This is a genomic window from Vibrio sp. 947 (genome assembly GCF_033339115.1).
In the GTDB taxonomy this organism is placed as follows: domain Bacteria; phylum Pseudomonadota; class Gammaproteobacteria; order Enterobacterales; family Vibrionaceae; genus Vibrio; species Vibrio alginolyticus.
The window spans coordinates 248,381-272,572 of sequence record NZ_JAWOTX010000004.1 but is presented as its reverse complement, the minus strand read 5'-3'; the positions used below and the strand labels follow the sequence as shown (position 1 = coordinate 272,572).

Sequence of the window (24,192 nt, the reverse complement as noted above, 5' to 3'; positions counted from 1 at the left end):
AATGACGAGAAAGTATACAACCTAACTACTTTATTTACTAGCAATTAGACAAGCCACCGTTTGTGGACTTTCTCAGGTAGTTTATTGTGTTTTTCGCACTGGGCAAAAAACGGGAAATTCTTTATGTTTTACAGCGTGACTTTTTTGAAGTTACTCTGCTAACAACGCTTCAAGCATACCTTTATATTTAGCAGCTTGCTTTTCTTCCTTCAATCTTTCAGCACGCAAGATAGCTTTAAAATCCATCAAAGCGGTATCAAAATCGTCGTTTACGATCACGTAGTCGTACTCGTTGTAATGAGAGATTTCCGACTTGGCTTCAGCCATACGCTTTGCGATCACTTCATCGCTATCTTGACCACGAGTGTTCAAGCGACGCTCTAACTCACCGTTTGATGGTGGCAGGATGAAGATGCTTTTGGCTTCTGGCATTTGTTCACGGATTTGGCGTGCGCCTTGCCAGTCGATATCTAGAAAAACGTCGATACCTTTATTTAGTGTTTCTTCAATCCATACACGAGATGTGCCGTAATAATTACCAAACACTTCTGCGTATTCTAGGAAGTCACCTTTAGCGATCAGGGCTTCAAACTCATCTTTCGCTACAAAATGGTAGTGGACACCATTTTCTTCACCAGGTCGCATGTTGCGCGTGGTGTGAGACACAGACACTTTCATTGCGTAGGTTGGGTTGCGTTCCAACATCGCTGAGATCAAGCTAGATTTACCTGCGCCGCTAGGTGCAGATACGATATAGAGAGTACCTTTGCCCATTGTACTGTTCCACTTTTGATTGGATTGATTGAGTGCCGAAGGAAAGTTCGACATTCTTATAACGATAGCACTGGCATTGAGAAATCAACCACCAAAGGGGTGGATATTGGTGATAATCCCGCCAGAAAAATGGAGGCGAAGAGTATCATGATCTCTATTTTGTTACCAGTTGATCTTTCTGTCTGTGATCGTCCCAGATGAAATAGTTACTTACGCCAGAGTGTTCCTAAACAGCGAAGAAGGAGCGTGGTACAGGACTTACCATCCGCGCACTCTGTTATTAAAACCATTTCTACAACCGTTTAGTGTGCTGATTTTAGGTTTAGAGTCCCGATTTGGCTTGCGTGAGTGACTCTGGTTAAAAATAGGGGTTAATAAAGATAAAACGGAAAAAAGGGGAAGCTTTCACTTCCCCAGGCGTGCGACTGACTCACACTTAATCTTCGAATTATCCTTGAGACTCTAGGAAATTTATCCAAGGGCTAACGGTTGACCTGAATTTTGGCGATTGAGCAGCGCCTTTCATCGCCTGCAAGGCCTTTTGTGGTTGCTTAAGCTCGAAATAGGCCATCCCGCGAATGTATTCAAGTTCTGCCTTTTGCTCTTTAGAGGCACTGGATGCCGCGCTTTCTACAAAACGAGTTGCTTCAGAATACTGCTTGTCTTGTATCATTAAGCGAGCAATCTGAATTTGCGTTTTAGCAGAAGGAGCGAGGTTATATGACTTTTTATAAGCGAGAATTGATTTATCTAGCTCTTTAGCTTGCTGCCAGAAACTGGCTAGGCGGTCATAGTTTTCCTTCGTCTTTTCAATGTTTCCAGCTGCCATTTCCTTTTCAAGAGTTTTGGCTGCTTTATATGGAATACCTTGATAAGCCAAGAAGTTTACAAAGCGTAAATATTCCTTCTCTCCTTCTAGTTTCCCCATTTTGTAAACCATTTCTAGGGTGGCTAGAGAGTTGCGTTCTTGACCTAGCTCCATGTAGACACCAGAAAGTTGCATCCAGTAACGCTTTTTCTGAGGGTACTTTGAAGTCAGAGTTTTGAGTACACTGGCAACGCTTTTCAGCTGGCCTAACTCGTAGTGAGATGCAACGAGAATTAAGTACCAAGACTCACTTGGGCTCTTGCTCATCGCGATGGCTTTTTTGGTTGGCGGGATTGCATTTTTGTAATCTTCCAACTGAACATAAGCGCTCGCTAACGTGATATAAGCATGAGCTTGAGGCTTCTCTTTGGTTGTTTCTGCAACCTTGAACCATTCCTTCATCGTTTTTACAGACAACGTATACTTTTCTTCAGCTAGGTAAAGCTGAGCCAAGCTGTAGCGAACTTGTTGAGCAACCGGAACGGGAAGTGCGTCGAGCTGTAATGCTTCGGCAAAGTATTTTGCTGCTTGCACATAATTGTCTTGTAGCGAATACAAAAAGCCAGTCTGCTGAAGTAAAACTGCTCGGTCGTATTTTTTCGAACTTGTGCTTTCTAAAGCGCTTGCTAGTTTTTCTTTCGCTGCTGAATATTTTTCAGTTGCGATCAACTCTTGCACTTTGTTAACGGTTCGAAATGTCCGATCTGATAACTGAGGAGCTTCTTTTGCCATCGTAGGAGCGGCCATTGCCACTCCTGCGAAGAGAATTAAAGAAGCCACTTTGCTTTTCCATAAACTTTTCATCGTGACTCCTTAATTGGTTGAGAACTCTATTTCTTGCGATAGGCGCGAGCTAACAGGTTTCCCGTCAACCAATTTTGGTTTAAATGTCCATTTAGAGACTGTTTTTCTTGCCGCTCGACCGAGGCCTAAGCGTCGTGGTTGCTCTTTAAGAACTTTGATGTCCTCTACGGCACCACGTGCGTTTACAGTAAACTCTAATAAGACGACCCCTTTTTCTATTCCTGCTTTCGCAGCCTTCCTAGGCATTTGAGGTTGGAATGTCGCTAGAGGTGTTGGACCTCCGCTACCCGCGAGTTGCGCACCTCCACCCTGGCTATAATGTCCAAGCACCGAACCACCTGTAACATTTACGGGTAGGTCAAGCTTTGGCATATCCATTGGGGTCTGCTCCATCACCGGTTTTACTGTCGCTGTCACTTTCATTTCTGGCGGTGGCGGCGGACGCTTAGGCGGTGGTGGTTTTGGAAGTTCGCGTTTTTTCTCCTGTATTTTTTCGTCTGGTTTAATGCGAATAAACTCGACCATACGCAGGTCATCATTCGACACTAACTCGTGGCGCTCTTTGTTTACTAGCTTGTCCATCCCCCAGAACAACCCGAGGGAGACAATGAGCGCCAGTGCAATTGAGGCCAGATACCGCATAAGCTTAATCCTTATTGGTTGCGGCAATGGAGATGCTTTCTACACCTGCCATTTTGATCTGGTCCATAACCTTCACGACTACGCCAGCATTTGCTTCAGTGTCGGCTTGGATAACAACTGCGCCATCAGGGCTTTCTGCACGAAGACGTTCAATATTCGCGCGAACCGCGTCCACTTCGATGCGGCGTTTATCAACCCAAACATCACCCGCCGCACCAACTGCGACCATGATGTTACCTTTTTTCACGGTTTGCGCAGAGCTTGCTGTCGGGCGGTTTACTTCTAGACCAGCTTCTTTTACGAACGATGTTGTTACGATAAAGAAGATCAACATGATGAATACGATGTCGAGCATCGGTGTCATATCGATAGCGGTTTCATCACTGCTATCACTGCTATAGCGTCTTTTCATGACCTATACCTCTAATTCCATTTACTCAGGCAATATGCTTTAGCTTATCTTCCAGCTTTTGCGTTGTGACTTTGGCTAAATGATCAAGACGTGAACTAAAGAACAGTCCTGATAGAGAAGCCACCATCCCGGCTAAAGTTGGGATTGTTGCCTTTGAGATCCCCGAGGCCATTGCTCGAGGGCTTCCTGTTCCTGTTACCGCTAAGATGTCGAATACTTGGATCATGCCAACAACGGTGCCGAGCAAACCCAGTAAGGGACAAAGCGCAATCAATACTTTCACGATTGGCAGGCCCTTTTTATTCTCAATGTCCTGACGAGAAACAATTTCTTGTCGGATCATCTTAGCGTTCCAGCTCTGGTGCTCTGAGCGCTCCTGCCATGAGCCAACGGCTTTTTTCATGGCTTTTGGAGCGACGGCAGCAAAATAGAACCAACGTTCTAACAATACTGCCCACAGCATAAAGCTGAGGATGAAGATGGCGACGAGTACATCGCCACCCATTCCCAAGAAGCGCCTAATTGATTCAAGTTCTCCAACTAACCACCACATAACGCCTCCTTAGCTTTCGGCTTTATGTAGTTTTTCCTGATAGCGAGCGATGAAGCCTGCACTCTGTTCTTCAAGAGTTTGAACCAAACGACGACCTTTACTGTGTACGATGGTGTAAAGGAACAGTAGAGGAATTGCGACAACCAGACCAAGCATCGTAGTAACAAGAGCTTCAGAGATACCGCCAGCCATTAGCTTAGGATCACCTGTACCAAATAGTGTGATTGCTTGGAACGTACCGATCATACCCATAACCGTACCCAGTAGACCTAGAAGTGGTGCTACAGAAGCGAACAGTTTGATTGAGCTGATAAAGCGTTCAATGCTCGGTGCGTTACGTAGGATGATTTCGTCCAGTTTCGCTTCAAGATCTTCAAGGTTGTCACCTTTGTGCTCTTGGTAAGCCTGGATAACTTCACCCAGAGGGTTACCAGGAATCACGGTTTCTGATTTCGCTTGCTTACGCATTTTACCGCCAATCACTTGAAGGCGTAGGAAGCAAACTAGAGCAATGATAGCGCCAACTGCACCCATACCAAGGATGACGTAACCTACAATGCCACCTTGATCAATACGTTCTTGAACGGTAGGGCTTTGTACAAGTAGAGACAGAATTACACCACGGGATGGGTCAATAAACAGTGGCTCATAGCTGTTTGACGCTGACTCAAAGCCCGCAACATGACGTGTAATATTGGTGCGAGGCTGTCGAGAGAGTTCTTCGAACTTACCTGTTTGAGGTACATAAGTAACGTACTTACCATCGGCAATCGCGTTAAATTCACCGACAAGAGTAACATCGCGAACCGCTTCTTTACCTTCGCCATAAACAACCGTTGCTTGGGTTGTTGCTGTCTCGCCTGAGGCAACCACTTGTTGAAGAATGGTATGCCAGAATGCTTCTAGCTCTTGTGTTGATGGCAGTTCTTTACTTTCAGCCAGTTTCGTTAGTAGCGCGTCACGCTCTGGGAACTGAACTGCGTTTTGAGAGGCTGCAAATAAGCCTTTAAACTCGCCCGCATATTGGCGGACCACACCAAACATTTCGCCCAAAGTACCAGAGCGAACACGTAAGGTTTCTGTTAGTTCAGTCAGCTGCTTATCGTTTTCATCAAATGTCGCTTTAAGTTGATCGCCCAGTGCTTGCTGTGAAGCTAGCTCTTCACGAGCCTGTTGCAATAATGCTGCTTGCTTATCTCGGTTGTTCTTGAACTCAGCTTCACGGGCTTTGTTCTCTTTTGACTCAACGATGCTTTCTGATTTTACGTTTTTGAGTAGTTCAGATAGGTTTTTAGGCGTTTCTGCTTGTACGCCTGAAGCCATAAATAAGCTCGCTAGTAGACCAGCGGCTAGAGTTTTGAATCCTTTCATCTCTTATTCCTCCCCAGCATATACAGGCAATTTGATTAGCGCTGGTGGCGCTTGCTTCTTCGCGATTCGAAGGCCTTGCTGTACCGCTATGCGGTAGCTTTCCGGTAATGTTTCCCATTGACGTGTTTGTTGGTTCCACATACCTGTCTCACCACCGTCTGGAGATTGGAATAAAAGCGCCGTGCGACCAATACGTAGGAAATCGTAAGTCACGGTTTCCCCATTTCTATCTAGGCTAGCTTTGTAAGATTCAATTGAGCGAGAGAAGCCTTCTTCAATTTGGTAGGCTTCCATCACTTTACGGAATTTCTCAGAAGTCGTTACGTCGGCGCGATCCATGAGACGACGCAGTTCTTGGACACGTTTATTACGTTCTTTTTTCTGGAAAGGCAGATCGAGAGTCACAAACTCATCGAGTGCATCGATCATTTTAAGTGTTAGTGGCACTACTTCTGTTGCCGTTTGATCGATCTGAGCAATTTGGTTATTTAATGAGTCCAATTCACCTTGCTGTGATTGAACCATACGATTAATTTGCTCGTTGTAGACTTTCATGCTGTCGATTTGACGTAGTAAGCCTTTGTATTCTGCCAACATGCCTTCAGTACTTTCGGCATAATTGTCGATTTTTTGTTGCGAAGCTTCTGAAGATTGATTTGCTTTTGCTTGTGTGGAAACGACAGCACCAGAGTTGGCCGCTATAGAGCTACTACTGATAGTAAGCAATGCTGCAGCTATGGCACTGAGACCAAATTCCTTGAATTTCATGGTTGCATCCTTGTCAGTGTTTTAGTCAGTCGAAAAGGGCGCGGAAAACCCGCGCCAAATATTTTTTAGAAGTCGTATGATGCCTCGACGTATAGCTGACGTCCGATTGGATCGTCATACCCAGTTGCATAGAATGGAGAGGTATCGCTTAGAGGATCTGCAGGCGGTACTTTGTCAAACATGTTGATAGCACCAAGAGTTACACGACCACTCTCGTTGAATTGGTAAGAAGCCGTTAGGTTCCACGTTGTCATACTAGCGATTTCTGCTTTGTAACCCGCTTTTTTAGCAGAATCACAGTCATCAAAGTAGTAACGGTTTGCGTAGCTTGAACACATACGGTCGCGGTATTTACCAAATAGGTTGATAGCGACATCTTCATATGCCCAGCCAAGATTTAACGTTGCGGTGTATTCAGGCATGAAATCTCTTTCATCCGTTACAGGCTCGCTGTCGTTTTCTTGATATTCAGCAATCAAGATCTTCGTTACAGCAACACGCGTGTTAAATGAACCGAACTCATTAGTGTCGTATGCGTATTTGATCGCTAGGTCAATACCAGAACGCTCTTCATACGACTGGTTCACTGGACCATAGGATACCGACTTGATGGTGCCATCTGGGTTACGAACGACTTCAGTACCTGGGTATTTACCTGGATCGTTAATTACATCTTGGTAAGTTGGTGCAGTTACGACGTCTTCCATCTTGATGTGGTACCAGTCAACGGTTACACCAAGATCATCCACAGGCTCCCACGCTAGGCCCAAGTTAATGTTTGTACTTGTTTCTTCTTTCAGCTCTGAGTTAGGGCCATTAAGCGTATCGAAGTACTGAGTATCACACTCTGGGTACTTGTCTTTATCTTGTGGGCCGCTACCACCAGCGTTGGCACAAAGCACAGGGTCAAAACCAGAACCAAAGCCTCGAGTTTGATCACCAAATAGTCGCTTCAAGTCTGGAGCTCGGAAGCCTAGACCGTAGCTACCACGTAGCAATAGGGTGTCAGTAGGACGGTATGCTAGGGCTACTTTAGGAGTGAATGCGCCGCCAGTTGCCGAGTCGTCGAAGTAGTGGTCGTAACGACCAGCGACAGTCATTTCTAAATCTTCAATGATAGGAATAAGAGCTTCAACACCAAGACCAATCTGATCGCGGTCACCGCCGCCTGATGTTCCACCTAGACCAGAGAAACCACCAGCTGCTGTTGTAGCATCAATCGTCTCATTGTAGTCAGTACGGTTCCATTCACCATAAACAGCAAAGCCAGACATACCTGCAGGAAGTTCAACCAAATCACCAGCCAGTGAGCCGTTAACAGAGTAAAGCTTTGAGTAAGCTTCTTTGCTTGAAGTGCCGCTGTATTTGTCTACAACGTCTTGTGAGATAGGCCCTAGAAGATCGACATCACCATTTTGTACAGCTTGGTCGAGAGTTAGAAAGATTGCTGGGTTGCTTGTTTCAACGCTTTGCTCAGAGTAACCAGCGGATAGGTCCCAATCATACGTATCAGCAAGCAGGCCGTTCAAGCCTAAGGTTAAGCCAAAAGAATCGGCTTCAGTGTTACTTTCGCGTGGTCCAAATTCGACCATACGGCGAGTGTATTCGCCTTCGCCGCGGAAGTGAGTGGCATCAACTTCAACGCTGTAAGGGTTAGGTTCGAATTCAGATTCTGTAGACTTGTAGCCAAAACGGGCTTCTGCCATGGCAGTGACATTGTCGTTAATGTCCATTTCACCACGTAAAAGTAGGTCTACTTGTTTGTTTTCTGGTTTTAATGTTCGGTATGCAGAGCGGTTAACACCACACTTTCCATCCGCTCGTTCAATCGCGGCATCACCAACGACTTCTTTACATGAAGAACCAGCATCAGCTGGTGTTAGAAGTGTTCCGTTGGCGCCTTCAAAGTTTGCACCGTAGCTAGAGTAGCCACTTAGCTGAGAACGGCTAGAACCGTCATCGCCAGCCCAATCATCTCGGTCAGATTGCTTTAGCATTTCGTTGCCCGCAAATTGGCCAACGAAGAGAATACGTTTGTCGTCAAAGTTTTTGCCAGCTACAACGTCTAAACGACCATTTTGGTAACCACCATCCGTCGCGTCACCCGCGCGTACTTTTACAGAAACGCCATCAAAGTCTTTCTTTAAAATGAAGTTTACGACACCACCGATTGCGTCGGAGCCGTAGATAGCAGAACCTGAGTCGGTCATTACTTCAACACGCTCAATAGCGGCGACAGGGATTTGGCCGATATCTTGGAAGTTAGATGTACCATCTTGTGCTAGCGGGTATTGAGGAAGACGACGGCCATCAATAAGAATCAATGTGCGTGACGCGCCAAGGCCACGTAAGTTGACTGACTGCGCTGCTGGTGTAAACGAGAAAGAGTCTGTTTGAGCCATTACACCACCTGTGTTTTGGGTCAAACTGTTCAATACGTCTTGCGCGCTGTTAAAGCCTTTAGACTCAATGTCTTTACTATTAATAACAGTAACTGGTGAAGGACCTTCCATATCCGTCGTGGAGATACGCGAACCAGTAACTTTCATCTTTTGAAGTTTTTCAACTTGCTGCTCTTCTGCCAGTGCTGTTGCTGGGGCTGCAACTGCTGCTGTCCCCAAAGCAAGGCTTATCGCAACAGATAAAGCGGTTGTGTTTTTATACATCCTTGTTGCTCCGATTATTATTATTTCCTATGTCTGGCCGCATAGCGGCCAAATGTGACGTTAATATTTCGTTAACGTTCGGCCAATGTATAACCGAGATGAAAAAAGGAAGTCAAACCAGTGGTAAACGGGGATGCTTAAATGTAAAAAAGATGTAAATAACCAGGCTTTATTTAAAAGGCGGAATAAAAAACCGAATAAGGTTTATGAATCGAGATTAAATTTCAATAAAACACCGTATTTTGTGTTTCTTATAAACTTTAATGACTTATCTTGCCTATGGTTTTTTAGTGGGTAATTGAATCTGGAAAAAGATATTTTTCCAGTGAATTGTTCTGAGATGAGTTTTATATCGAATCCATACTTTGTTAGCTCGAACTTATTAGGTGGTATCAAAATATGATACCCATTGCGGTTAAAGGGCTCACTCGTATTTTTAGGTCAAATATAACCTTGGATTATGTGTCTATTTATGTGTGTAGGGTGCATTTTTATGTAGGGTTTTGGCTCTAAACAGCCTAGATTGATATTCTGTATGAATTATTTTTGTGGTTTTTTATAATTTTTTACAAAAACATTTCTGTTTTTCGACATCGAAGGAAGTTTGTCATGTTTTGGTTTCAAACACTTGAAGCTGATGTGGATTCAAGATAAATATGACGCTGAAATTATTGCAGTAGTAGAAAAGTCTAGCTCTTGAGGCGCAGGGAGTGTGCTTCAACAGTTTTAGTTACTACGAGATAAATATGCACCATTTTGGGCGGAAAATATCCTCTTTCACTCCGTTTGAACTGGACAGTAGACAAGGAGCAAGTTGTATATGCTGTCGTACTTTTTACGCCGTTTGGCGTTGGTTATCCCAACGTTTCTCGGGATAACTATTCTCATCTTTGCTATCACTCGTTTCGTGCCTGGCGGACCTGTTGAACGCATGTTGTCACAAATGCAGTCTCAGGGAGATGGCGCCGCATCAATGACGTCTGCGGGTGGTAATACGGCCCTTTCTGACGATCAAATCGCGGAGCTGAATGCGTTTTATGGCCTGGATAAACCTGTAACGGAAGCGTACGTCGAGTGGTTAAGTCGTTTGGTAATGCTAGATCTTGGCGAGTCGACGCGTTACTACGAGCCTGTCTCGGATATGATCGCAGAGCGTTTGCCAGTGTCGTTGTTTTATGGCGGCATGACCTTCTTTATTAGTTATTTTATCTCGATTCCTCTTGGTTACTATAAGGCGCTCAAGCACGGTTCTGTGTTTGATTCCGCCTCTTCAGTACTCATTTTCGTAGGCTACGCGCTACCAGGTTATGTGGTGGGTGTATTGCTGATCACGTTATTTAGTTATCACTTGGAATGGTTTCCGATGGGAGGCTTTGTCGGCGATGACTTCGACGATTACGAAACCTTCTTTGAACGCGCTAAAGACATTATGTGGCATGCGGTGTTGCCTTTGATCTGTTACCTCATTGGTGATTTTGCCACGCTGACGATGACAATGAAAAATAACCTGATGGAAAACCTTTCCTCAGATTACATCCGCACCGCAATTGCGAAAGGATTACCTTTCAAAAAAGCAGTTCGTAAGCACGCGTTGCGTAACAGCTTAATTCCGATCGCGAGTCACTTTGGTAACTCTTTGTTGTTCTTCATGACCGGTGCCTTCCTGATTGAAGTTATCTTCAATATTGATGGCATTGGCTTATTGGGTTACGAATCAATCATGGAGCGTGATTACCCTGTTGTTATGGGTATTGTCGCCATTAATGCGTTGTTACTGCTCATTGGTAACATCATTTCAGATATTTGTGTTGCTTTAGTCGACCCACGTGTGAAGTTTGGAGCGTAACATGATTAAAGTTAGTCCATTAACTCAAAAGAAAATTCGTCACTTTAAAGAGATCAAACGAGGCTATTGGTCGTTTGTTGCTCTTTCTATCATGTTGATCCTTTCTCTATTCGCCGAACTTTTGATCAACAGTAAAGCGCTAGTCGTCAAGTACGATGGTAGCTACTATTTTCCTGTTGTCAGTGACGTACGTTTAGGTAGCGAATTCGGCCAAGAGTCATCCAGTGAAGCCGATTATCGTGTACTGCAAAAAGCGTTTGAGGCTGAAGGGGGCGACAACTTTGTTATTTTGCCGCTTGTGCCGTGGAACCCATACGAACAAGATTTTAGTGGTGATTTCCCGCCAACAGCGCCTAGTGCCGAAAATAAGCATTATTTAGGTACAGATGTGATAGGTCGCGATATTTTGGCGCGACTCGTCTACGGATTCAGAACGGCGATGGGATTTGCGTTGCTTACGATGGCCATTTCCTACGCGATCGGTACTGCAGTCGGTTGTGCTATGGGTTTTTGGGGCGGTAAATTTGACTTGTTTGTACAGCGACTTATCGAAATCTGGTCAATGGTCCCGTTTTTGTACGTCATTATGATTCTTGTCTCAATCGTTCAGCCGACGTTCGCTCTCTTTGTCGCTATTAACGTGCTTTTCACTTGGATGGGGATGACATGGTACATGCGGACCATGACCTATAAAGAAGCGGCACGAGAATATGTAATGGCGGCTCGTGCTTTAGGGGCATCGACCGGACGTATCTTGTTTAATCACATCTTGCCAAATACGATGGTGATGATTGTAACCCTAGCGCCTTTCACTATTGCAGCTAACATCACAGCACTGACTGCTCTCGATTACCTAGGATTAGGCTTGATGCCACCAACGCCAAGTTGGGGTGAACTACTGCAACAAGGTAAGTCAAACTTAGATTCGCCATGGATTGTTGCGTCAGTAGTGACTTCTATTGTTCTGGTTCTGGTAATGGTGACCTTTATTGGTGAAGCCATTCGAGCGGCTTTCGACCCGAAAAAATTCACACGCTATGTTTAAGCGAGCATTGTGAGCAAAACATAAAAAGGGAAGTTTTATGAAGAAATTATTTTTAGCGTCCACGCTGAGCGCCCTGAGTTTTGGTGCAATGTCAGCAACGCTTCCGACTGACTTAAACTGGCAAACAAACTGGGATGAGCCTCAATATGGTTCGCCAGAAGCGAAACGTGGAGGGACTTATCGCACCTTTATGTCAAGTTTCCCGCAGACGTTACGTAGTGTTGGCCCAGACGCTAATGCAGGGCTACGTTCTTTTATCTTAGATGAAACACCAGGCTTGGTGGTCCGCCACCCAGATACTTTAGAGTTTATCCCTGAGCTTGCTAACGAGTGGGCGTTAGCAGGTGACAACAAAACGGTCTATTTCAAACTCAACCCTGAAGCCAAATGGTCGGACGGCAAACCTGTGACTGCCGACGATTTCGTGTTCATGCTGAAGTTTTATCGTTCCAAGGACATCTTGGAGCCTTGGTACAACGATTACTACAACAAAACGATTGCGGATGTTATCAAGTACGACACTCACACGTTTGCTGTTAAGGCGGCGAAAGAGTTTAATCCGGAAGAGTTGCTGTTACGAATGGGGGCCCTGCGCCCACGTCCCGCACATTTTTATGCTAACCCTTCAAAAGATGAAAATGGTGACGGTATACATGACAACTTTGTCCGCTACTACAATTTTAAAAGTGAACCAACGACCAGTGCATACTACCTAGATGACATTAAAAAAGGTAAAAGTGTTACCTTCAAACATGTCGGTGAAGACTGGTGGGGTTACAGCAATAAGTATTATCAACATCGTTATAATGTCGACAAAATCCGCATCACAGTGATTCGCGACAGTGATATCGCGATGAAGCACTTTGAGAAAGGGAAGCTGGACGCATTTGGTCTTGTTTTACCAAGCTTATGGCATGATAAATCGAATACGGAACCTTACCAAAAGGGATACATTCAAAAGTTCTGGGGTTACAACCAATTCCCAGTTGGGGCTGGTGGTGTATGGATGAACACCGCGATGCCTTTGCTGGATGATTTAAACATTCGCAAGGGCATTACTTACGCGATTGACTTTGATGGCATGATAGAGAATGTCATGCGTGGCGACTACTCCCGTAAACCGAACCCGACCGGTTATGGTCATGGTAAATACACCCTACCAGATGCTAAGGCACCGAAGTTTGATCCCGCAAAAGCGGCCGAGGCATTCGAAGCCGCAGGCTTTAACAAAATTGGTTCTGATGGTATTCGTGTTAATGATAAAGGTGAGCGCTTAAGCTTCGAGCTGACCTACGGAACACCTGTTCATACTCCTCGTATTGCATTTTTGCGTGAGCAAGCCAAGCTAGCAGGGCTGGATATTGAGCTCAAGTTAGTTGATGGCTCATCCATGTTCAAATACGTACGTGAGAAAAAGCACGATTTGGCTTTCTTAGATATGGGTACGTCTGAGATCCCAACGTATTGGGAGTACTTCCATTCAGTCAATGCGAACAAGCCGCAAACTAACTCTTTCACAAACTACAGCACGCCTGAACTGGATGAAAAGATCATCGAGTATCGTTTTGGCATGGATATGGATAAAAAGATCCAGCTAGGTCATGAGATTCAGCGTGACATCATTGATGCTCACGTTATCGTCCCAGGCTACATGGTTCCTTATGTCCGCTATGGTCACTGGCGCTGGTTAAAGTTTCCAGATAAGCCAATGAATCGCATGACAGAGGCGCTGTTCAGTGGTGCAATCATAGGCGATGGCACTTACTGGATTGATAGTGATATCAAAAAAGAAACAAAACAAGCGATGAAGTCAGGCAAAGCTTTTGAACCTGTTGTTGTCGTAGATGACACTTATAAGCTGTAAGGATTGGTTATGGAAAACGATGTAATCCTAAGTGTTAAAGATCTCGAAGTTGAATTTACCACCGATGATGGGCCAGTGAAGGTTCTGCATGGTGTGAACTTTGATGTGAGAGCTGGACGTACACTCGGTCTGGTAGGAGAGTCAGGTAGTGGTAAGAGCGTAACCTCAATGTCGATCATGGGGCTATTACCTAAGCCATATGGCAACATTATCAAAGGTGAAGTGAATTATCGCGGCACCAACCTAGTTGATTTGCCTGCGGAAGAGATGTACGCCATGCGTGGCGATCGCATTTCGATCATCTTCCAAGACCCGATGACGGCGCTCAACCCAGTGCACACCATTGGTCGTCAAATATGTGAAGTGCTTGAGCTCCATCGACCTGAGCTCGACAAAAAGGAGCGGGAGGCGTACTCGATTGAAATGCTGGCAAAAGTAAAAATTCCAATGCCAGAGAAGCGATTGAATGAGTATCCCCATAACCTATCTGGTGGTATGCGCCAGCGTGTCATGATCGCGATGGCATTGGCCTGTAAGCCGGATATTCTGATTTGTGATGAACCGACTACAGCGTTGGATGTTACGGTTCAGGCGTCTATCCTTGAACTGATGAACGAGCTTCAGGAAGAAACGGGCATGGCGATGATCTTCATCACTCACGATCTCGGGGTTGTGGCAGAAGTGTGTGATGATGTTGCCGTGATGTATGGCGGACGTATTGTCGAAAAAGCAGAAATTTTTGAGTTGTTTGATAACCCGCAGCACCCATACACAGAGCGTTTAATGGGATTGATGCCGAGCTTAGATAATGAGCCGAAGCAGATGATCGATATCAAGCCTATTGATGCCAGTATGTTTGCCAGTTAACTGGGCAAAGTGAACCAGTCATAAAAGAGGATGTTATGGCAAAAGAAGTATTAAGAATTGAAAATCTTAAGCAGCACTTTGTTTCTGGTAAAGGGCTGTTCAAGAAAGGCTACACCATCAAAGCGGTAGACGGGGTTTCACTGTCTGTTTCTGAAGGTGAAACACTGGGGCTAGTTGGTGAGTCAGGTTGTGGTAAAAGCACCCTTGGTCGCACGATCTTAAAGTTATACGAGCCAACAGAAGGTAAGATTTTCTTTGAAGGTAAAGACATCACTAAATTGTCTGTGAAAGAGATGCGATCGCTGCGTAAAGACATGCAAATCGTCTTTCAAGACCCAATGGAGTCACTCAATCAGCGTCATACCATCGGTATGATTCTGGAAGAACCGTTTGTTATTCATAAAATTGGCACGCCAACAGAGCGTAAACAATGGGTAAAAGAGCTTTTAATCAAAGTGGGATTACCAGAAACGGCAGTAAACCGTTATCCACATGAATTTTCAGGCGGGCAACGGCAGCGTATCGGTATCGCTCGCGCGATTGCATTGAAGCCTAAACTGCTGATTTGTGATGAATCGGTATCTGCGTTAGATGTGTCGGTACAGGCGCAAATCTTGAACCTATTGCTACAACTGCAACAAGAAATGAACTTGGCGATCATATTTATCTCTCACGATCTCTCGGTGGTGAAACATGTTTCTGACAAAGTTGCCGTGATGTATTTTGGCAAAGTGGTAGAAGCAGGCAGTGCTAAAGAAATTTATGCAAACCCGCAAAACGAATACACCAAAAAACTCCTATCTGCGATTCCGATCACTCACCCTAAATATCGGAAGAAAAAGCGCGTAGCTGAAAAAAAGCAGCAAGTGGCGTAAGTGATGCCACAGGTCCTATAACACAAAAGCGCTCCGCCAAATAAGCGGAGCGTTTTTATAAGCAAATGCCAGGACTTGGAGTCGATTTACACTGATGTTTATTCTGATTGATTGAAGATCGTTGCATGCTAAACTCAAGGCCTATTTTCTTTGTTTGGATAATGGACCATGCCGTCGAATTTACCGAAATCCTTTAGTCGACCTTTCCTGAAAATCTTCCATATTTTGGAGGCGGTGTTATTAGTCTCTATTACCTTGGCGACGTTGTACGCCATGATGCAAGAGTTTGTGCACGTATTTGTAGAGAAGCGTGTCTTACTCACAGATATTCTTTTGATGTTTATCTATCTGGAAGTGCTCGCCATGGTGCAGCAGTTCGTGATGAACGGTAAAATTCCGGTACGCTATCCTATCTATATCGCGATGATGGCAATCGCCCGCTATATCACTCTCGGAATGAAAGAGCTGGATGCAGTTTTGGTTGTGTGGTTATCTCTGGCTGCGTTTATTTTGGCTGCGGCTACTTTGCTGATCAGAATTGGGCACCATTATTGGCCCTACGTTGATAACAGTACCTTGGAAAAAGACGAATAAAAGAAAGCCCCGTATTAGCGGGGCTTTTTTGTTTCAATACTCGATGACTTTTAGATCATTCAATGTTTTGGATCTGCTCACGCATCTGTTCAATTAGAACTTTCAGTTCAACGCCCGATGCGGTGATGTCGGTGCTGATGGATTTTGACGCTAGCGTGTTCGATTCACGGTTGAACTCTTGCATCATGAAGTCCAGACGACGACCGACTGCGCCACCTTTTTTCAGAATGTTTGTGGTTTCTTTTACGTGAGAATCAAGACGGTCTAGCTCTTCTGCTACGTCTGATTTCTGTGCCAGAAGGATAAGCTCTTGCTCAACGCGAGATGGGTCTAGCTCTACTTTCGCATCTTCAAATTTAGAGAACAGACGCTCACGTTGCCATTCTAAAATTTCTGGCATGCGCGCACGCACTTTTACGACTTCTGCAGAAATGGCGTTCAAACGCTGTTCAATCAGCGCCTTCATGTTCTCGCCTTCACGAGCGCGCGCTTCAATAAATTCATCCATTGCACCATCAAACGCTTCTAGTAGCACTTTATTTACCGCATCCATGTCTTGCTCTGGCGTTTCCATTACCCCCGGCCATTGCATGACTTGAAATGGATTGATTCGGCTCAGTTCACCAGTCATGTGCATGACTTGTTCAGCGGCTTTAATTACCTGGCTAGCAAGCGCTTCATTGATGCTAAGCTCACCTTTTGCGGCAGGGTTTGCTTCAAAACGTAGATTACATTCTACTTTGCCTCGCGCTAAGCGCTTACGAAAACGCTCACGTAAAACGGGCTCTAACCCGCGAAATTGCTCTGGCATGCGGAAGTATGTTTCTAAATAACGCTGGTTCACGCTGCGGATTTCCCATACCGCAGAACCCCAATCGCCTTTTACTTCTTTGCGTGCATACGCTGTCATACTGTAAATCATCGAATTTTCCTGTCTTCATTTTTTGAAAATTACTTCAAGAGTGTATCACGCTGCGTCGATAGGTGCGCGGGATGTATGGATTGTTTATGTTGTGCCAGATGCGTAACCTATGAATCCGGAATCGATTCCGTTATAATCTTCGCCCAACCAAATCGTCTTCTCCTCATATTTAAGGTAGATGCCCATGCGTCCAAACGATCGCAAGGCGGATCAAGTTCGCCCTATCAAAATTACTCGTAACTACACAGCTTACGCTGAAGGGTCAGTGCTAGTTGAGTTCGGTAACACCAAAGTGTTGTGTAATGCGACCGTCGAAGAATCTGTGCCACGTTGGCTAAAAGGTCAAGGTAAAGGCTGGGTTACAGCTGAATACGGCATGCTACCTCGAGCAACACATTCGCGTACTCGTCGTGAAGCGGCAAGTGGCAAACAAGGCGGCCGTACGATGGAAATTCAGCGTCTTATAGCGCGAAGCCTACGTGCAGTTGTCGATCTAAAAGCCATGGGTGAGTTCATGATCACCGTTGACTGTGACGTTATCCAAGCTGACGGTGGTACGCGTACTGCATCCATCAGCGGCGCAAGTGTTGCAATGGCCGATGCATTCCAACACCTAGTAGATAGCGGCAAGCTAAAAGCGAATCCAATGAAAGGCCACGTAGCGGCAGTTTCAGTTGGTTTGCTAGGTGATGATGTTCTGTGTGACCTTGAGTACGTTGAAGATTCAGCGGCAGACACAGACATGAACGTAGTAATGACCGAAGAAGGCAAGATGATTGAAATTCAGGGCACCGCAGAAGGTGAACCGTTCAGTCACGAGCAGCTGATGGCTCTGCTAGAGTCGGCGAAAGTCGGCATTACGGAAATTGTCGCAGCGCAGAAGGCGGCGTTAGCCAATTGATTTAAATAGCTCCCATTATGGGGGCTATTTTTTTATCTCGACAATAGAGAAATGAATGATTGTCGAGAAGAGACACAAGAAACCAAGGACATAGAGAGAAAATAATGAAAGCATACCAGCGTGAATTTATTGAGTTTGCACTTGAGAAAGAAGTTCTTAAGTTTGGTGAGTTTACTTTGAAATCTGGCCGTAAAAGCCCGTACTTCTTTAACGCTGGTCTTTTCAATACTGGTCGTGACCTAGCGCGTCTTGGTCGTTTTTACGCAGCAGCGCTCGCTGATTCAGGCATTGAGTTTGATGTGCTGTTTGGCCCGGCGTACAAAGGTATCCCAATCGCGACGACAACAGCAGTCGCGCTGGCGGATCATCATGACGTCGACACGCCTTACTGCTTCAACCGTAAAGAAGCGAAAGATCACGGCGAAGGCGGTAACCTTGTAGGCTCTGCGCTTGAAGGTCGTATCATGCTAGTAGATGACGTAATCACAGCAGGTACTGCGATTCGTGAATCGATGGAAATAATTCAAGCAAATGGCGCAGACCTTGCTGGTGTGTTGGTTGCGATTGACCGCCAAGAAAAAGGCAAAGGTGAGTTGTCTGCGATCCAAGAAGTGGAGCGTGACTTTGGTTGTGCAATCATCTCAATCGTTAGCCTGACTGACCTTGTGACTTTCCTTGAAGAGAAAGGCACAGACAAAGAGCATCTAGAAGCAGTTAAAGCGTACCGCGCAGAATACGGCATTTAATTGGTTACTTTTTCTGAAAAAGTAAAAAGGGCAGATGGATATTCATCTGCCCTTTTTTTGTTTTTGGATTTATCGCCGTGACCACTTACTTATAGCGAATGCCTTTCTCGACATGCTCATCTTGCATGGTTTTATAGCGTTTATGGAGCCACATCCATTGCTCTGGAGCGCGTAGAATGACTTCTTCCACATACTTGTTCATATAAGCGGCAGCGGCGACTTCGTCTTTTTGTGGATAGTCGGCTTCAATGCACTTATCGGCGATGATGTCGTATTTTCCTTCGTCATTGCGAAACCCTGAGCCTGGGATGATCGCACATTTTGAGGTATACGCCAGAATGCTCGTGCCTGTTGTCGTACACGCATCGTCTACGGCAAAGAAGGGCACAAATACTGATTTTTTGCGACCGTAATCGTGATCCGGTAAATAGAACAGACGCTCACCGCTGCGTAAAACACGAATCATCTTTTTTACATCTTTACGATCAATCAGTTTATTGCCGTTATGTGTTCGTCCCCAATACTGGATAAAGTTATAAGCAGGATTATTATGCGGACGAAACGCGCCGTACCCGGCCACGCCTAACACGGCGAAAGCACGCGCAGTGATCTCTAGATTAAGAGCATGGACACAACAAAGTAGGACGCCTTTACCTTCTTTGGCTTTTTCACGTAGTGCGCCGAGATCTTTCTCGACGATCAGGTTTTTAAAGCGCCAAGTCGGCCAGAACCAAGTGATTCCGGTTTCTATCAGTGCCATACCGGTATTTTTGAAGTTCTCTTCAACAATATGTTGAATCTCTTCAGGTGTTTTGTCTGGAAAGGCCAATTCTAAGTTACGCTGAGCAACGTGGACACGCTTTTTACCGTAGCGCATGCCAAGTTTACCGAGTGAACGACCTAATGAAAGCAGCAGCCGATAAGGAAGAATATTGACGAGGATGGCCAACAGACCAAAACCAAGCCATACGCCCCAGTTACGAGGGTGAAGAAGTGAAAGAGAAAACTCGGGCTGCGTGTATTTGTCTTTACTCATAGTCTTTTACTTTATTTGTGCACTCAAAAGCGCCCAGTACTCGTCAAAGTTTGCAGTCGGCTGGTATTTAAAGTCGCTACGCACAAAGCGGTTTAGGCTCCCCTCAACTTGTCCCAGAATTTGCGCGGCTAGGATGCGCTCTTCGACAGGGAAAGACTTCCCTTCACGAATCTTACGTTCACGCAGGATTTGGCGCAATTGTGTTTCTATACGCTCAAAGAGTTGATTGATGCGTTCACGTAGACGTTCATTTTCAAACATTAGAGCATGACCCGACAAAATGCGTGTCAGACCTGGGTTACGTTCAGAGAACGCCAAAATAAGGTGCATCACCATACGAATACGCTCTAGTGTATCTTTTTCGTCGTCTAGAATACGGTTGATGCGTGTCATCAAGGCTTCTTCAATGAACTCAATCAACCCTTCGAACATGCGCGCTTTACTTGGGAAATGACGATACAGCGCGGCTTCTGAAACGCCGACTTGCTTGGCCAGTTTTGCCGTAGTAATGCGTGAAGCGCCATCTGTTGATTCAAGCATTTCTGCCAATGCTTGTAAGATCTCTTCACGACGGTTGGATTTTTTACTGCCGGCCATTAGTTACTTCCTTTCAAAATACAAAGTTGAGCGGAGGGGATTATAAGACGCTATTTCGCCTCAAACTAGACCACTAAGGGTGGAATGGGAGATTTAACACCCTTAGTTGTCATTTTTGTACCAAATTTATGCCAGCTTTTGTAAAAAATTGGCAGGGTTTTCAAACGTTAGTTACATCAATTGATGCATTTTTTCGAGAATTTTAAAGCTCAATGCTTCTTTTGATTCTAAAGCGAGCGCAAGTTCACCTTCAGGCCAGTAAAGGGTAATCGCGTTGTCGTTGCTGTTAAATCCTTGCCCTGCAACCGAAACGTCGTTTGCACAGATCATATCGAGGTTTTTCTTTGTTAACTTGCCTCGAGCATAGGTCTCTACATCATTGGTTTCAGCCGCAAAACCGACGGTAAACGGACGCTTCTCCGTCATTGCTGCCACAGATGCAACAATATCGGGATTTTTAACCATATTAATGACCATTTCGTCGTTGTCTTCTGTCTTTTTCAACTTTTGAGACGCGATCGTTTGTGGGCGGTAGTCGGCAACGGCAGCGCAGCTAATAAAGGCATCATGCTGGTTTGCATGTGTCATAACGGCTTCTTGCATCTCTTGTGCGCTGGAAACATTTATGCGCTCAACACCTACGGGCGTATTTAAACTGACAGGACCGCTCACGAGGGTGACTTTTGCTCCCATCTGCGCTGCGGCGCTCGCCAATGCATAGCCCATTTTCCCAGAGCTATGGTTAGTAATGTAACGCACTGGATCAATCGCTTCGCGAGTTGGTCCGGCGGTAATGAGTATCGACTTACCTTCTAGCAATTTTGGTTGAAAGAACTGTTCACATAGATGTACTAGCTGCATTGGTTCCAGCATTCGACCTGGTCCTACATCACCACAGGCTTGCTCTCCTGCCGCAGGGCCCCAGATGTGCATACCACGACGCGCTAACGTAGCGATGTTCTCTTGGGTTGCGATATTGCGATACATCTGTTGATTCATCGCAGGAGAAACAGCAACAGGGGAGTCCGTCGCGAGCACGAGCGTAGTAAGTAAATCGTTCCCCATGCCTGCGGACATGCGTGCGATTAAGTCCGCGGTCGCTGGCGCTAATAGCACTAAATCTGCCCATTTGGCCAATTCAATATGACCCATAGAGGCTTCCGCTGCTGGGTCTAGTAAACTGTCCGAGACAGGACGGCCCGAAACGGCTTGCATGGTTAAAGGGGTAATGAACTCTTTTGCGGCTTTCGTCATTACAACTTGAACTTGCGCTCCTCTCTCTATGAGGCGACGGGTTAGCTCCGCACATTTATACGCGGCAATACCGCCACTGATGCCGAGTAGAATTTTCTTTCCTGCTAGTGTTTGCATGTGAGATCTCCAATTTGATGACCGGATTTTAACACAATTCAAAGTCTGACCGCCCGAGCATATATAACGAGAAGATAATTCACATCAAACTCCAGAGTATTAATCTGACCGAGGAAGGGAAAATTCTCGCCTACCTCACAGACAAGTTGCGCGGAGTTTGCAAGTCTGAAAAGAAAAAGAGGTAGTGGAAACCATGGTGTTGAAAAGTCGAAACAAATTGCTGCTGATAACCCTAATTCCGCTGTTGTTGATCACCACGTTGATCTCAGTGGTGTATTACATCAACAGCAGTAAAAGTTTGGAAGCGGAGCTGGCAAGAGACAGGCAAGAGCTCATCGAAACGAAAAAGAAAGAGTTACAAGCCTATATGATGATGGGCGTGACGGCGATAAAACCGTTATACGACACGGATGTAAATGGAAGTAATAAAGAGGCAGCAAAAGAAATTCTGAAAGCCATGCGCTTTGAAAGCGATGGCTACTTTTTTGCCTACGACTCTCAAGGTGTGAATACGTTGCACGCCATCAAACCTGCATTAGAGGGTAAAAACCTTTACGACTTAAAAGATGAAAATGGGGTCGCAGTTATTGCGGGCTTGATTGACGCTTCTCAAAAAGGGGATGGGTTCCTCTATTTCTCGTGGCACAAACCGACCATTGACGCACAAGCGCCTAAGTTGGGCTATGCAGAATATCTATCGAAATGGGACTGGGTTTTAGGTACTGGCGTTTATATTGATGACATCGACCAGCAAGTTGCGATGCACAGAGAGTTAAAGACTCAAGAGCTAAAAGAGCATACATTATCTGCCGTGTTGATTTCCGCTATTGGATTGATCATTACCAGTGTTCTCACCAGTATCGTGGTGTCTAAAGGCATTCAGCCGTTACAACATGTCGCGGCTTCATTAAAAGATGTTGCCGCAGGCGGCGGTGACTTAACGGCTCGTTTAAAAGTCGAAAGTCAGGATGAAGTCGGTGAAGTGGCGGCGGCGTTTAATGAGTTTATGGATAAGCTGCATCCACTGATGCAGGACATTCATCGCTCTGCGACGACAGTACAGACCGTTTCCCAAAGCCTGAACACTCAGACCAGCCAAGCGAGCGGTCAAATGCAGGATCACTGTTTAGAGACGGACAAAGTCGTGACGGCAGTGACGCAAATGAGCATGACTGCCAAAGAAGTAGCCAGCAATACTAATGCGACCGCGCAGGCAATTGACGATGCCAACAGTCAAGTCACCGCCGCTCAGCATGAGGTCGAGCAAGCAATAGAAGGCATTACCGAACTCGTGACGGAGATAGACAGCACGTCAGATGCAATTTCTGAGTTGAGTTTACAGACCGAAAAAATAACCAAAGTGCTGGATGTGATTGGCGAGATAGCCGAGCAAACGAATTTGTTGGCCCTAAATGCGGCGATTGAAGCGGCTAGAGCCGGTGAGCAAGGTCGAGGGTTTGCCGTCGTTGCGGATGAAGTGCGCTCGTTAGCCAGTCGTACACAAAATAGTACTCATGAAATTGGCGACATGCTCAAGCAGCTACAAAATGGTGTATCAAGAGCGGTCAGTACGATGTCGGTGAGCCAAAAACGAGGTGTAAAAACGGCGGAAGAGTCCGCGCTCATTCAGCAATCTCTTTCTGGTGTTCATCATTCTATCGGAACAATTCGAGATATGGGTATTCAAACCGCGTCTGCCGCAGAAGAACAAAGTGCGGTTGCAGAAGACATCAACCAAAACTTAGTGGCTATTCAACAGATCGTGAACAACATTAATGAGACGTTGCAGCATGCCGAGTCAATCAGCACGCAGCTATCACAGTCTGGAACGGAAATTCACGGCTTGGTTGGCAACTTTAAACTCTGATGAACTGTTAAGTTGCATGGAAAGCACTGATGGTACGAAGAAAGCGAAAGTCATACTCGACTTTCGCTTTTTGTTTTGTGGAATAGGGACACTTTCCATATAAAGGGACATCAGATGATACTGAAAGCTTTGCCAAATGAGTCCATGCCCAGAGAGAAGCTACTGCAACGAGGGCCGCAAGCTTTGACCGATGCCGAACTGCTGGCCATCTTCTTGCGCACAGGCACCCGCGGAATGAACGTGATTGAGCTTGCAGACTTCCTTATTCAAGACTTTGGTTCGCTCAGACAACTATTTTCAGCATCAGAAGAAGAGTTTTGTCGTCACAAAGGATTAGGGCAAGCCAAGTATGTTCAGTTGCAAGCGGTACTAGAAATGACACAACGTTACTTGGCGGAGACGCTAAAGCGTGGTGATGCCTTAACCAGCCCCGACCAAACTAAGTTATATCTGTCTTCTATTTTAAGGGATCGGCAAAGAGAGGTTTTTTATATTCTTTTTCTCGATAACCAGCACCGAGTGATAAAAGATGAAATTTTATTTGAAGGAACGTTGGATGCAGCGTCGGTGTATCCGAGAGAAGTCGTCAAGCGTGCTCTGCATCATAACGCGGCGGCTTTGATTCTAGCGCACAATCATCCTTCAGGCGTCGCTGAGCCGAGCCAAGCTGACAGAAGGATTACAAGGCGTCTCACCGACGCATTAGCATTGGTGGATATTCGTATTTTGGACCATTTCGTCATCGGAGATGGGGAAAGTGTCTCTTTTGCTGAAAGAGGCTGGATATAACTGTGCGTTTTTTA

22 protein-coding genes are annotated in these 24,192 nt (G+C 45.5%); 10 read left to right on the top strand and 12 right to left on the bottom strand.

Annotation, left to right across the window (positions count from 1 at the left end):
- Nucleotides 1-150 precede the first annotated feature (150 nt).
- The 8 genes from gmk to R7Q39_RS07330 form a co-directional block, all read right to left on the bottom strand.
- Nucleotides 151-774 carry a guanylate kinase gene (gmk, locus tag R7Q39_RS07365; RefSeq protein WP_318075973.1) on the bottom strand — a complete coding sequence of 208 codons (624 nt, stop codon included), beginning with the start codon at nt 772-774 and terminating at the stop codon, nt 151-153.
- A gap of 448 nt (nt 775-1,222) precedes the next feature.
- Nucleotides 1,223-2,446 (bottom strand): tetratricopeptide repeat protein, encoded by a 1,224-nt coding sequence (locus R7Q39_RS07360; protein WP_005379348.1) that lies wholly within the window; start codon nt 2,444-2,446, stop codon nt 1,223-1,225.
- A 9-nt stretch (nt 2,447-2,455) separates the two neighbouring features.
- Nucleotides 2,456-3,088 (bottom strand): energy transducer TonB, encoded by a 633-nt coding sequence (locus R7Q39_RS07355; protein ID WP_005379353.1) that lies wholly within the window; start codon nt 3,086-3,088, stop codon nt 2,456-2,458.
- Nucleotides 3,089-3,092: 4 nt separating this feature from the next.
- The gene (locus tag R7Q39_RS07350; protein WP_005379359.1) at nt 3,093-3,500 is read right to left on the bottom strand and encodes an ExbD/TolR family protein; all 408 of its coding nucleotides are present in this window, start codon (nt 3,498-3,500) and stop codon (nt 3,093-3,095) included.
- Between the two features lie 25 nt (nt 3,501-3,525).
- Nucleotides 3,526-4,053 carry a MotA/TolQ/ExbB proton channel family protein gene (locus tag R7Q39_RS07345; protein WP_047103760.1) on the bottom strand — a complete coding sequence of 176 codons (528 nt, stop codon included), beginning with the start codon at nt 4,051-4,053 and terminating at the stop codon, nt 3,526-3,528.
- A 9-nt stretch (nt 4,054-4,062) separates the two neighbouring features.
- Entirely contained in the window at nt 4,063-5,424 is a 1,362-nt protein-coding gene (locus R7Q39_RS07340; protein WP_017634999.1) for a MotA/TolQ/ExbB proton channel family protein, read from the bottom strand.
- Nucleotides 5,425-5,427: 3 nt separating this feature from the next.
- Nucleotides 5,428-6,192: a DUF3450 domain-containing protein gene (locus tag R7Q39_RS07335; RefSeq protein WP_005379365.1), complete on the bottom strand. Its 765-nt coding sequence runs from the start codon at nt 6,190-6,192 to the stop codon at nt 5,428-5,430.
- 65 nt (nt 6,193-6,257) lie between these two features.
- On the bottom strand, nt 6,258-8,858 hold the full coding sequence (locus R7Q39_RS07330) for a TonB-dependent receptor plug domain-containing protein (RefSeq protein ID WP_017634998.1): 2,601 nt from the start codon (nt 8,856-8,858) through the stop codon (nt 6,258-6,260).
- 820 nt (nt 8,859-9,678) lie between these two features.
- Here R7Q39_RS07330 and R7Q39_RS07325 point away from each other — a divergent pair.
- From R7Q39_RS07325 to R7Q39_RS07300, 6 genes are all read left to right on the top strand, one after another.
- Nucleotides 9,679-10,704: an ABC transporter permease subunit gene (locus R7Q39_RS07325; protein WP_005384771.1), complete on the top strand. Its 1,026-nt coding sequence runs from the start codon at nt 9,679-9,681 to the stop codon at nt 10,702-10,704.
- A 1-nt stretch (nt 10,705) separates the two neighbouring features.
- Complete coding sequence (locus R7Q39_RS07320; RefSeq protein WP_005379369.1) at nt 10,706-11,749, top strand: ABC transporter permease; 1,044 nt, start codon at nt 10,706-10,708, stop codon at nt 11,747-11,749.
- Between the two features lie 37 nt (nt 11,750-11,786).
- Nucleotides 11,787-13,613: an extracellular solute-binding protein gene (locus tag R7Q39_RS07315; RefSeq protein WP_017634997.1), complete on the top strand. Its 1,827-nt coding sequence runs from the start codon at nt 11,787-11,789 to the stop codon at nt 13,611-13,613.
- Between the two features lie 9 nt (nt 13,614-13,622).
- Complete coding sequence (locus R7Q39_RS07310; protein WP_005379371.1) at nt 13,623-14,480, top strand: ABC transporter ATP-binding protein; 858 nt, start codon at nt 13,623-13,625, stop codon at nt 14,478-14,480.
- A gap of 35 nt (nt 14,481-14,515) precedes the next feature.
- The gene (locus tag R7Q39_RS07305) at nt 14,516-15,355 is read left to right on the top strand and encodes an ABC transporter ATP-binding protein (protein WP_005379372.1); all 840 of its coding nucleotides are present in this window, start codon (nt 14,516-14,518) and stop codon (nt 15,353-15,355) included.
- A gap of 168 nt (nt 15,356-15,523) precedes the next feature.
- Nucleotides 15,524-15,949, top strand: a complete 426-nt coding sequence (locus R7Q39_RS07300) for a phosphate-starvation-inducible protein PsiE (protein ID WP_025768316.1) — start codon at nt 15,524-15,526, stop codon at nt 15,947-15,949.
- A gap of 55 nt (nt 15,950-16,004) precedes the next feature.
- On the opposite strand, the gene R7Q39_RS07295 is transcribed toward R7Q39_RS07300, so the two are convergent.
- Entirely contained in the window at nt 16,005-16,871 is an 867-nt protein-coding gene (locus R7Q39_RS07295; protein WP_047103771.1) for a YicC/YloC family endoribonuclease, read from the bottom strand.
- A gap of 184 nt (nt 16,872-17,055) precedes the next feature.
- Here R7Q39_RS07295 and rph point away from each other — a divergent pair, with 184 nt between their 5' ends.
- Together rph and pyrE are read left to right on the top strand one after the other, a co-directional pair.
- A complete protein-coding gene (gene rph, locus R7Q39_RS07290) occupies nt 17,056-17,772 on the top strand; it encodes a ribonuclease PH (protein WP_017634994.1) in 717 nt (238 codons plus the stop codon).
- 104 nt (nt 17,773-17,876) lie between these two features.
- Nucleotides 17,877-18,518: an orotate phosphoribosyltransferase gene (gene pyrE / locus R7Q39_RS07285; RefSeq protein ID WP_026000307.1), complete on the top strand. Its 642-nt coding sequence runs from the start codon at nt 17,877-17,879 to the stop codon at nt 18,516-18,518.
- A gap of 85 nt (nt 18,519-18,603) precedes the next feature.
- On the opposite strand, the gene R7Q39_RS07280 is transcribed toward pyrE, so the two are convergent.
- The 3 genes from R7Q39_RS07280 to coaBC all read right to left on the bottom strand — a co-directional run bounded on the left by R7Q39_RS07280 (nt 18,604) and on the right by coaBC (nt 21,522).
- Nucleotides 18,604-19,554, bottom strand: a complete 951-nt coding sequence (locus R7Q39_RS07280) for a Kdo(2)-lipid IV(A) acyltransferase (RefSeq protein ID WP_033905948.1) — start codon at nt 19,552-19,554, stop codon at nt 18,604-18,606.
- Nucleotides 19,555-19,560: 6 nt separating this feature from the next.
- Nucleotides 19,561-20,151 carry a nucleoid occlusion factor SlmA gene (gene slmA, locus R7Q39_RS07275; RefSeq protein WP_005379386.1) on the bottom strand — a complete coding sequence of 197 codons (591 nt, stop codon included), beginning with the start codon at nt 20,149-20,151 and terminating at the stop codon, nt 19,561-19,563.
- A gap of 171 nt (nt 20,152-20,322) precedes the next feature.
- Complete coding sequence (gene coaBC, locus R7Q39_RS07270; protein WP_213892578.1) at nt 20,323-21,522, bottom strand: bifunctional phosphopantothenoylcysteine decarboxylase/phosphopantothenate--cysteine ligase CoaBC; 1,200 nt, start codon at nt 21,520-21,522, stop codon at nt 20,323-20,325.
- Between the two features lie 193 nt (nt 21,523-21,715).
- Here coaBC and R7Q39_RS07265 point away from each other — a divergent pair, with 193 nt between their 5' ends.
- The gene (locus tag R7Q39_RS07265; protein ID WP_033905951.1) at nt 21,716-23,389 is read left to right on the top strand and encodes a methyl-accepting chemotaxis protein; all 1,674 of its coding nucleotides are present in this window, start codon (nt 21,716-21,718) and stop codon (nt 23,387-23,389) included.
- Nucleotides 23,390-23,503: 114 nt separating this feature from the next.
- The gene (radC, locus tag R7Q39_RS07260; protein WP_085569719.1) at nt 23,504-24,178 is read left to right on the top strand and encodes a RadC family protein; all 675 of its coding nucleotides are present in this window, start codon (nt 23,504-23,506) and stop codon (nt 24,176-24,178) included.
- Nucleotides 24,179-24,192: the final 14 nt, after the last annotated feature.

What these genes read in the sequence shown, in the direction of transcription:
- gmk (WP_318075973.1), bottom strand. Translation starts at nt 774, where the DNA reads ATGGGCAAAGGTACTCTCTATATCGTATCTGCACCTAGCGGCGCAGGT.
- R7Q39_RS07360 (WP_005379348.1), bottom strand. Translation starts at nt 2,446, where the DNA reads ATGAAAAGTTTATGGAAAAGCAAAGTGGCTTCTTTAATTCTCTTCGCA.
- R7Q39_RS07355 (WP_005379353.1), bottom strand. Translation starts at nt 3,088, where the DNA reads ATGCGGTATCTGGCCTCAATTGCACTGGCGCTCATTGTCTCCCTCGGG.
- R7Q39_RS07350 (WP_005379359.1), bottom strand. Translation starts at nt 3,500, where the DNA reads ATGAAAAGACGCTATAGCAGTGATAGCAGTGATGAAACCGCTATCGAT.
- R7Q39_RS07345 (WP_047103760.1), bottom strand. Translation starts at nt 4,053, where the DNA reads ATGTGGTGGTTAGTTGGAGAACTTGAATCAATTAGGCGCTTCTTGGGA.
- R7Q39_RS07340 (WP_017634999.1), bottom strand. Translation starts at nt 5,424, where the DNA reads ATGAAAGGATTCAAAACTCTAGCCGCTGGTCTACTAGCGAGCTTATTT.
- R7Q39_RS07335 (WP_005379365.1), bottom strand. Translation starts at nt 6,192, where the DNA reads ATGAAATTCAAGGAATTTGGTCTCAGTGCCATAGCTGCAGCATTGCTT.
- R7Q39_RS07330 (WP_017634998.1), bottom strand. Translation starts at nt 8,858, where the DNA reads ATGTATAAAAACACAACCGCTTTATCTGTTGCGATAAGCCTTGCTTTG.
- R7Q39_RS07325 (WP_005384771.1), top strand. Translation starts at nt 9,679, where the DNA reads ATGCTGTCGTACTTTTTACGCCGTTTGGCGTTGGTTATCCCAACGTTT.
- R7Q39_RS07320 (WP_005379369.1), top strand. Translation starts at nt 10,706, where the DNA reads ATGATTAAAGTTAGTCCATTAACTCAAAAGAAAATTCGTCACTTTAAA.
- R7Q39_RS07315 (WP_017634997.1), top strand. Translation starts at nt 11,787, where the DNA reads ATGAAGAAATTATTTTTAGCGTCCACGCTGAGCGCCCTGAGTTTTGGT.
- R7Q39_RS07310 (WP_005379371.1), top strand. Translation starts at nt 13,623, where the DNA reads ATGGAAAACGATGTAATCCTAAGTGTTAAAGATCTCGAAGTTGAATTT.
- R7Q39_RS07305 (WP_005379372.1), top strand. Translation starts at nt 14,516, where the DNA reads ATGGCAAAAGAAGTATTAAGAATTGAAAATCTTAAGCAGCACTTTGTT.
- R7Q39_RS07300 (WP_025768316.1), top strand. Translation starts at nt 15,524, where the DNA reads ATGCCGTCGAATTTACCGAAATCCTTTAGTCGACCTTTCCTGAAAATC.
- R7Q39_RS07295 (WP_047103771.1), bottom strand. Translation starts at nt 16,871, where the DNA reads ATGATTTACAGTATGACAGCGTATGCACGCAAAGAAGTAAAAGGCGAT.
- rph (WP_017634994.1), top strand. Translation starts at nt 17,056, where the DNA reads ATGCGTCCAAACGATCGCAAGGCGGATCAAGTTCGCCCTATCAAAATT.
- pyrE (WP_026000307.1), top strand. Translation starts at nt 17,877, where the DNA reads ATGAAAGCATACCAGCGTGAATTTATTGAGTTTGCACTTGAGAAAGAA.
- R7Q39_RS07280 (WP_033905948.1), bottom strand. Translation starts at nt 19,554, where the DNA reads ATGAGTAAAGACAAATACACGCAGCCCGAGTTTTCTCTTTCACTTCTT.
- slmA (WP_005379386.1), bottom strand. Translation starts at nt 20,151, where the DNA reads ATGGCCGGCAGTAAAAAATCCAACCGTCGTGAAGAGATCTTACAAGCA.
- coaBC (WP_213892578.1), bottom strand. Translation starts at nt 21,522, where the DNA reads ATGCAAACACTAGCAGGAAAGAAAATTCTACTCGGCATCAGTGGCGGT.
- R7Q39_RS07265 (WP_033905951.1), top strand. Translation starts at nt 21,716, where the DNA reads ATGGTGTTGAAAAGTCGAAACAAATTGCTGCTGATAACCCTAATTCCG.
- radC (WP_085569719.1), top strand. Translation starts at nt 23,504, where the DNA reads ATGATACTGAAAGCTTTGCCAAATGAGTCCATGCCCAGAGAGAAGCTA.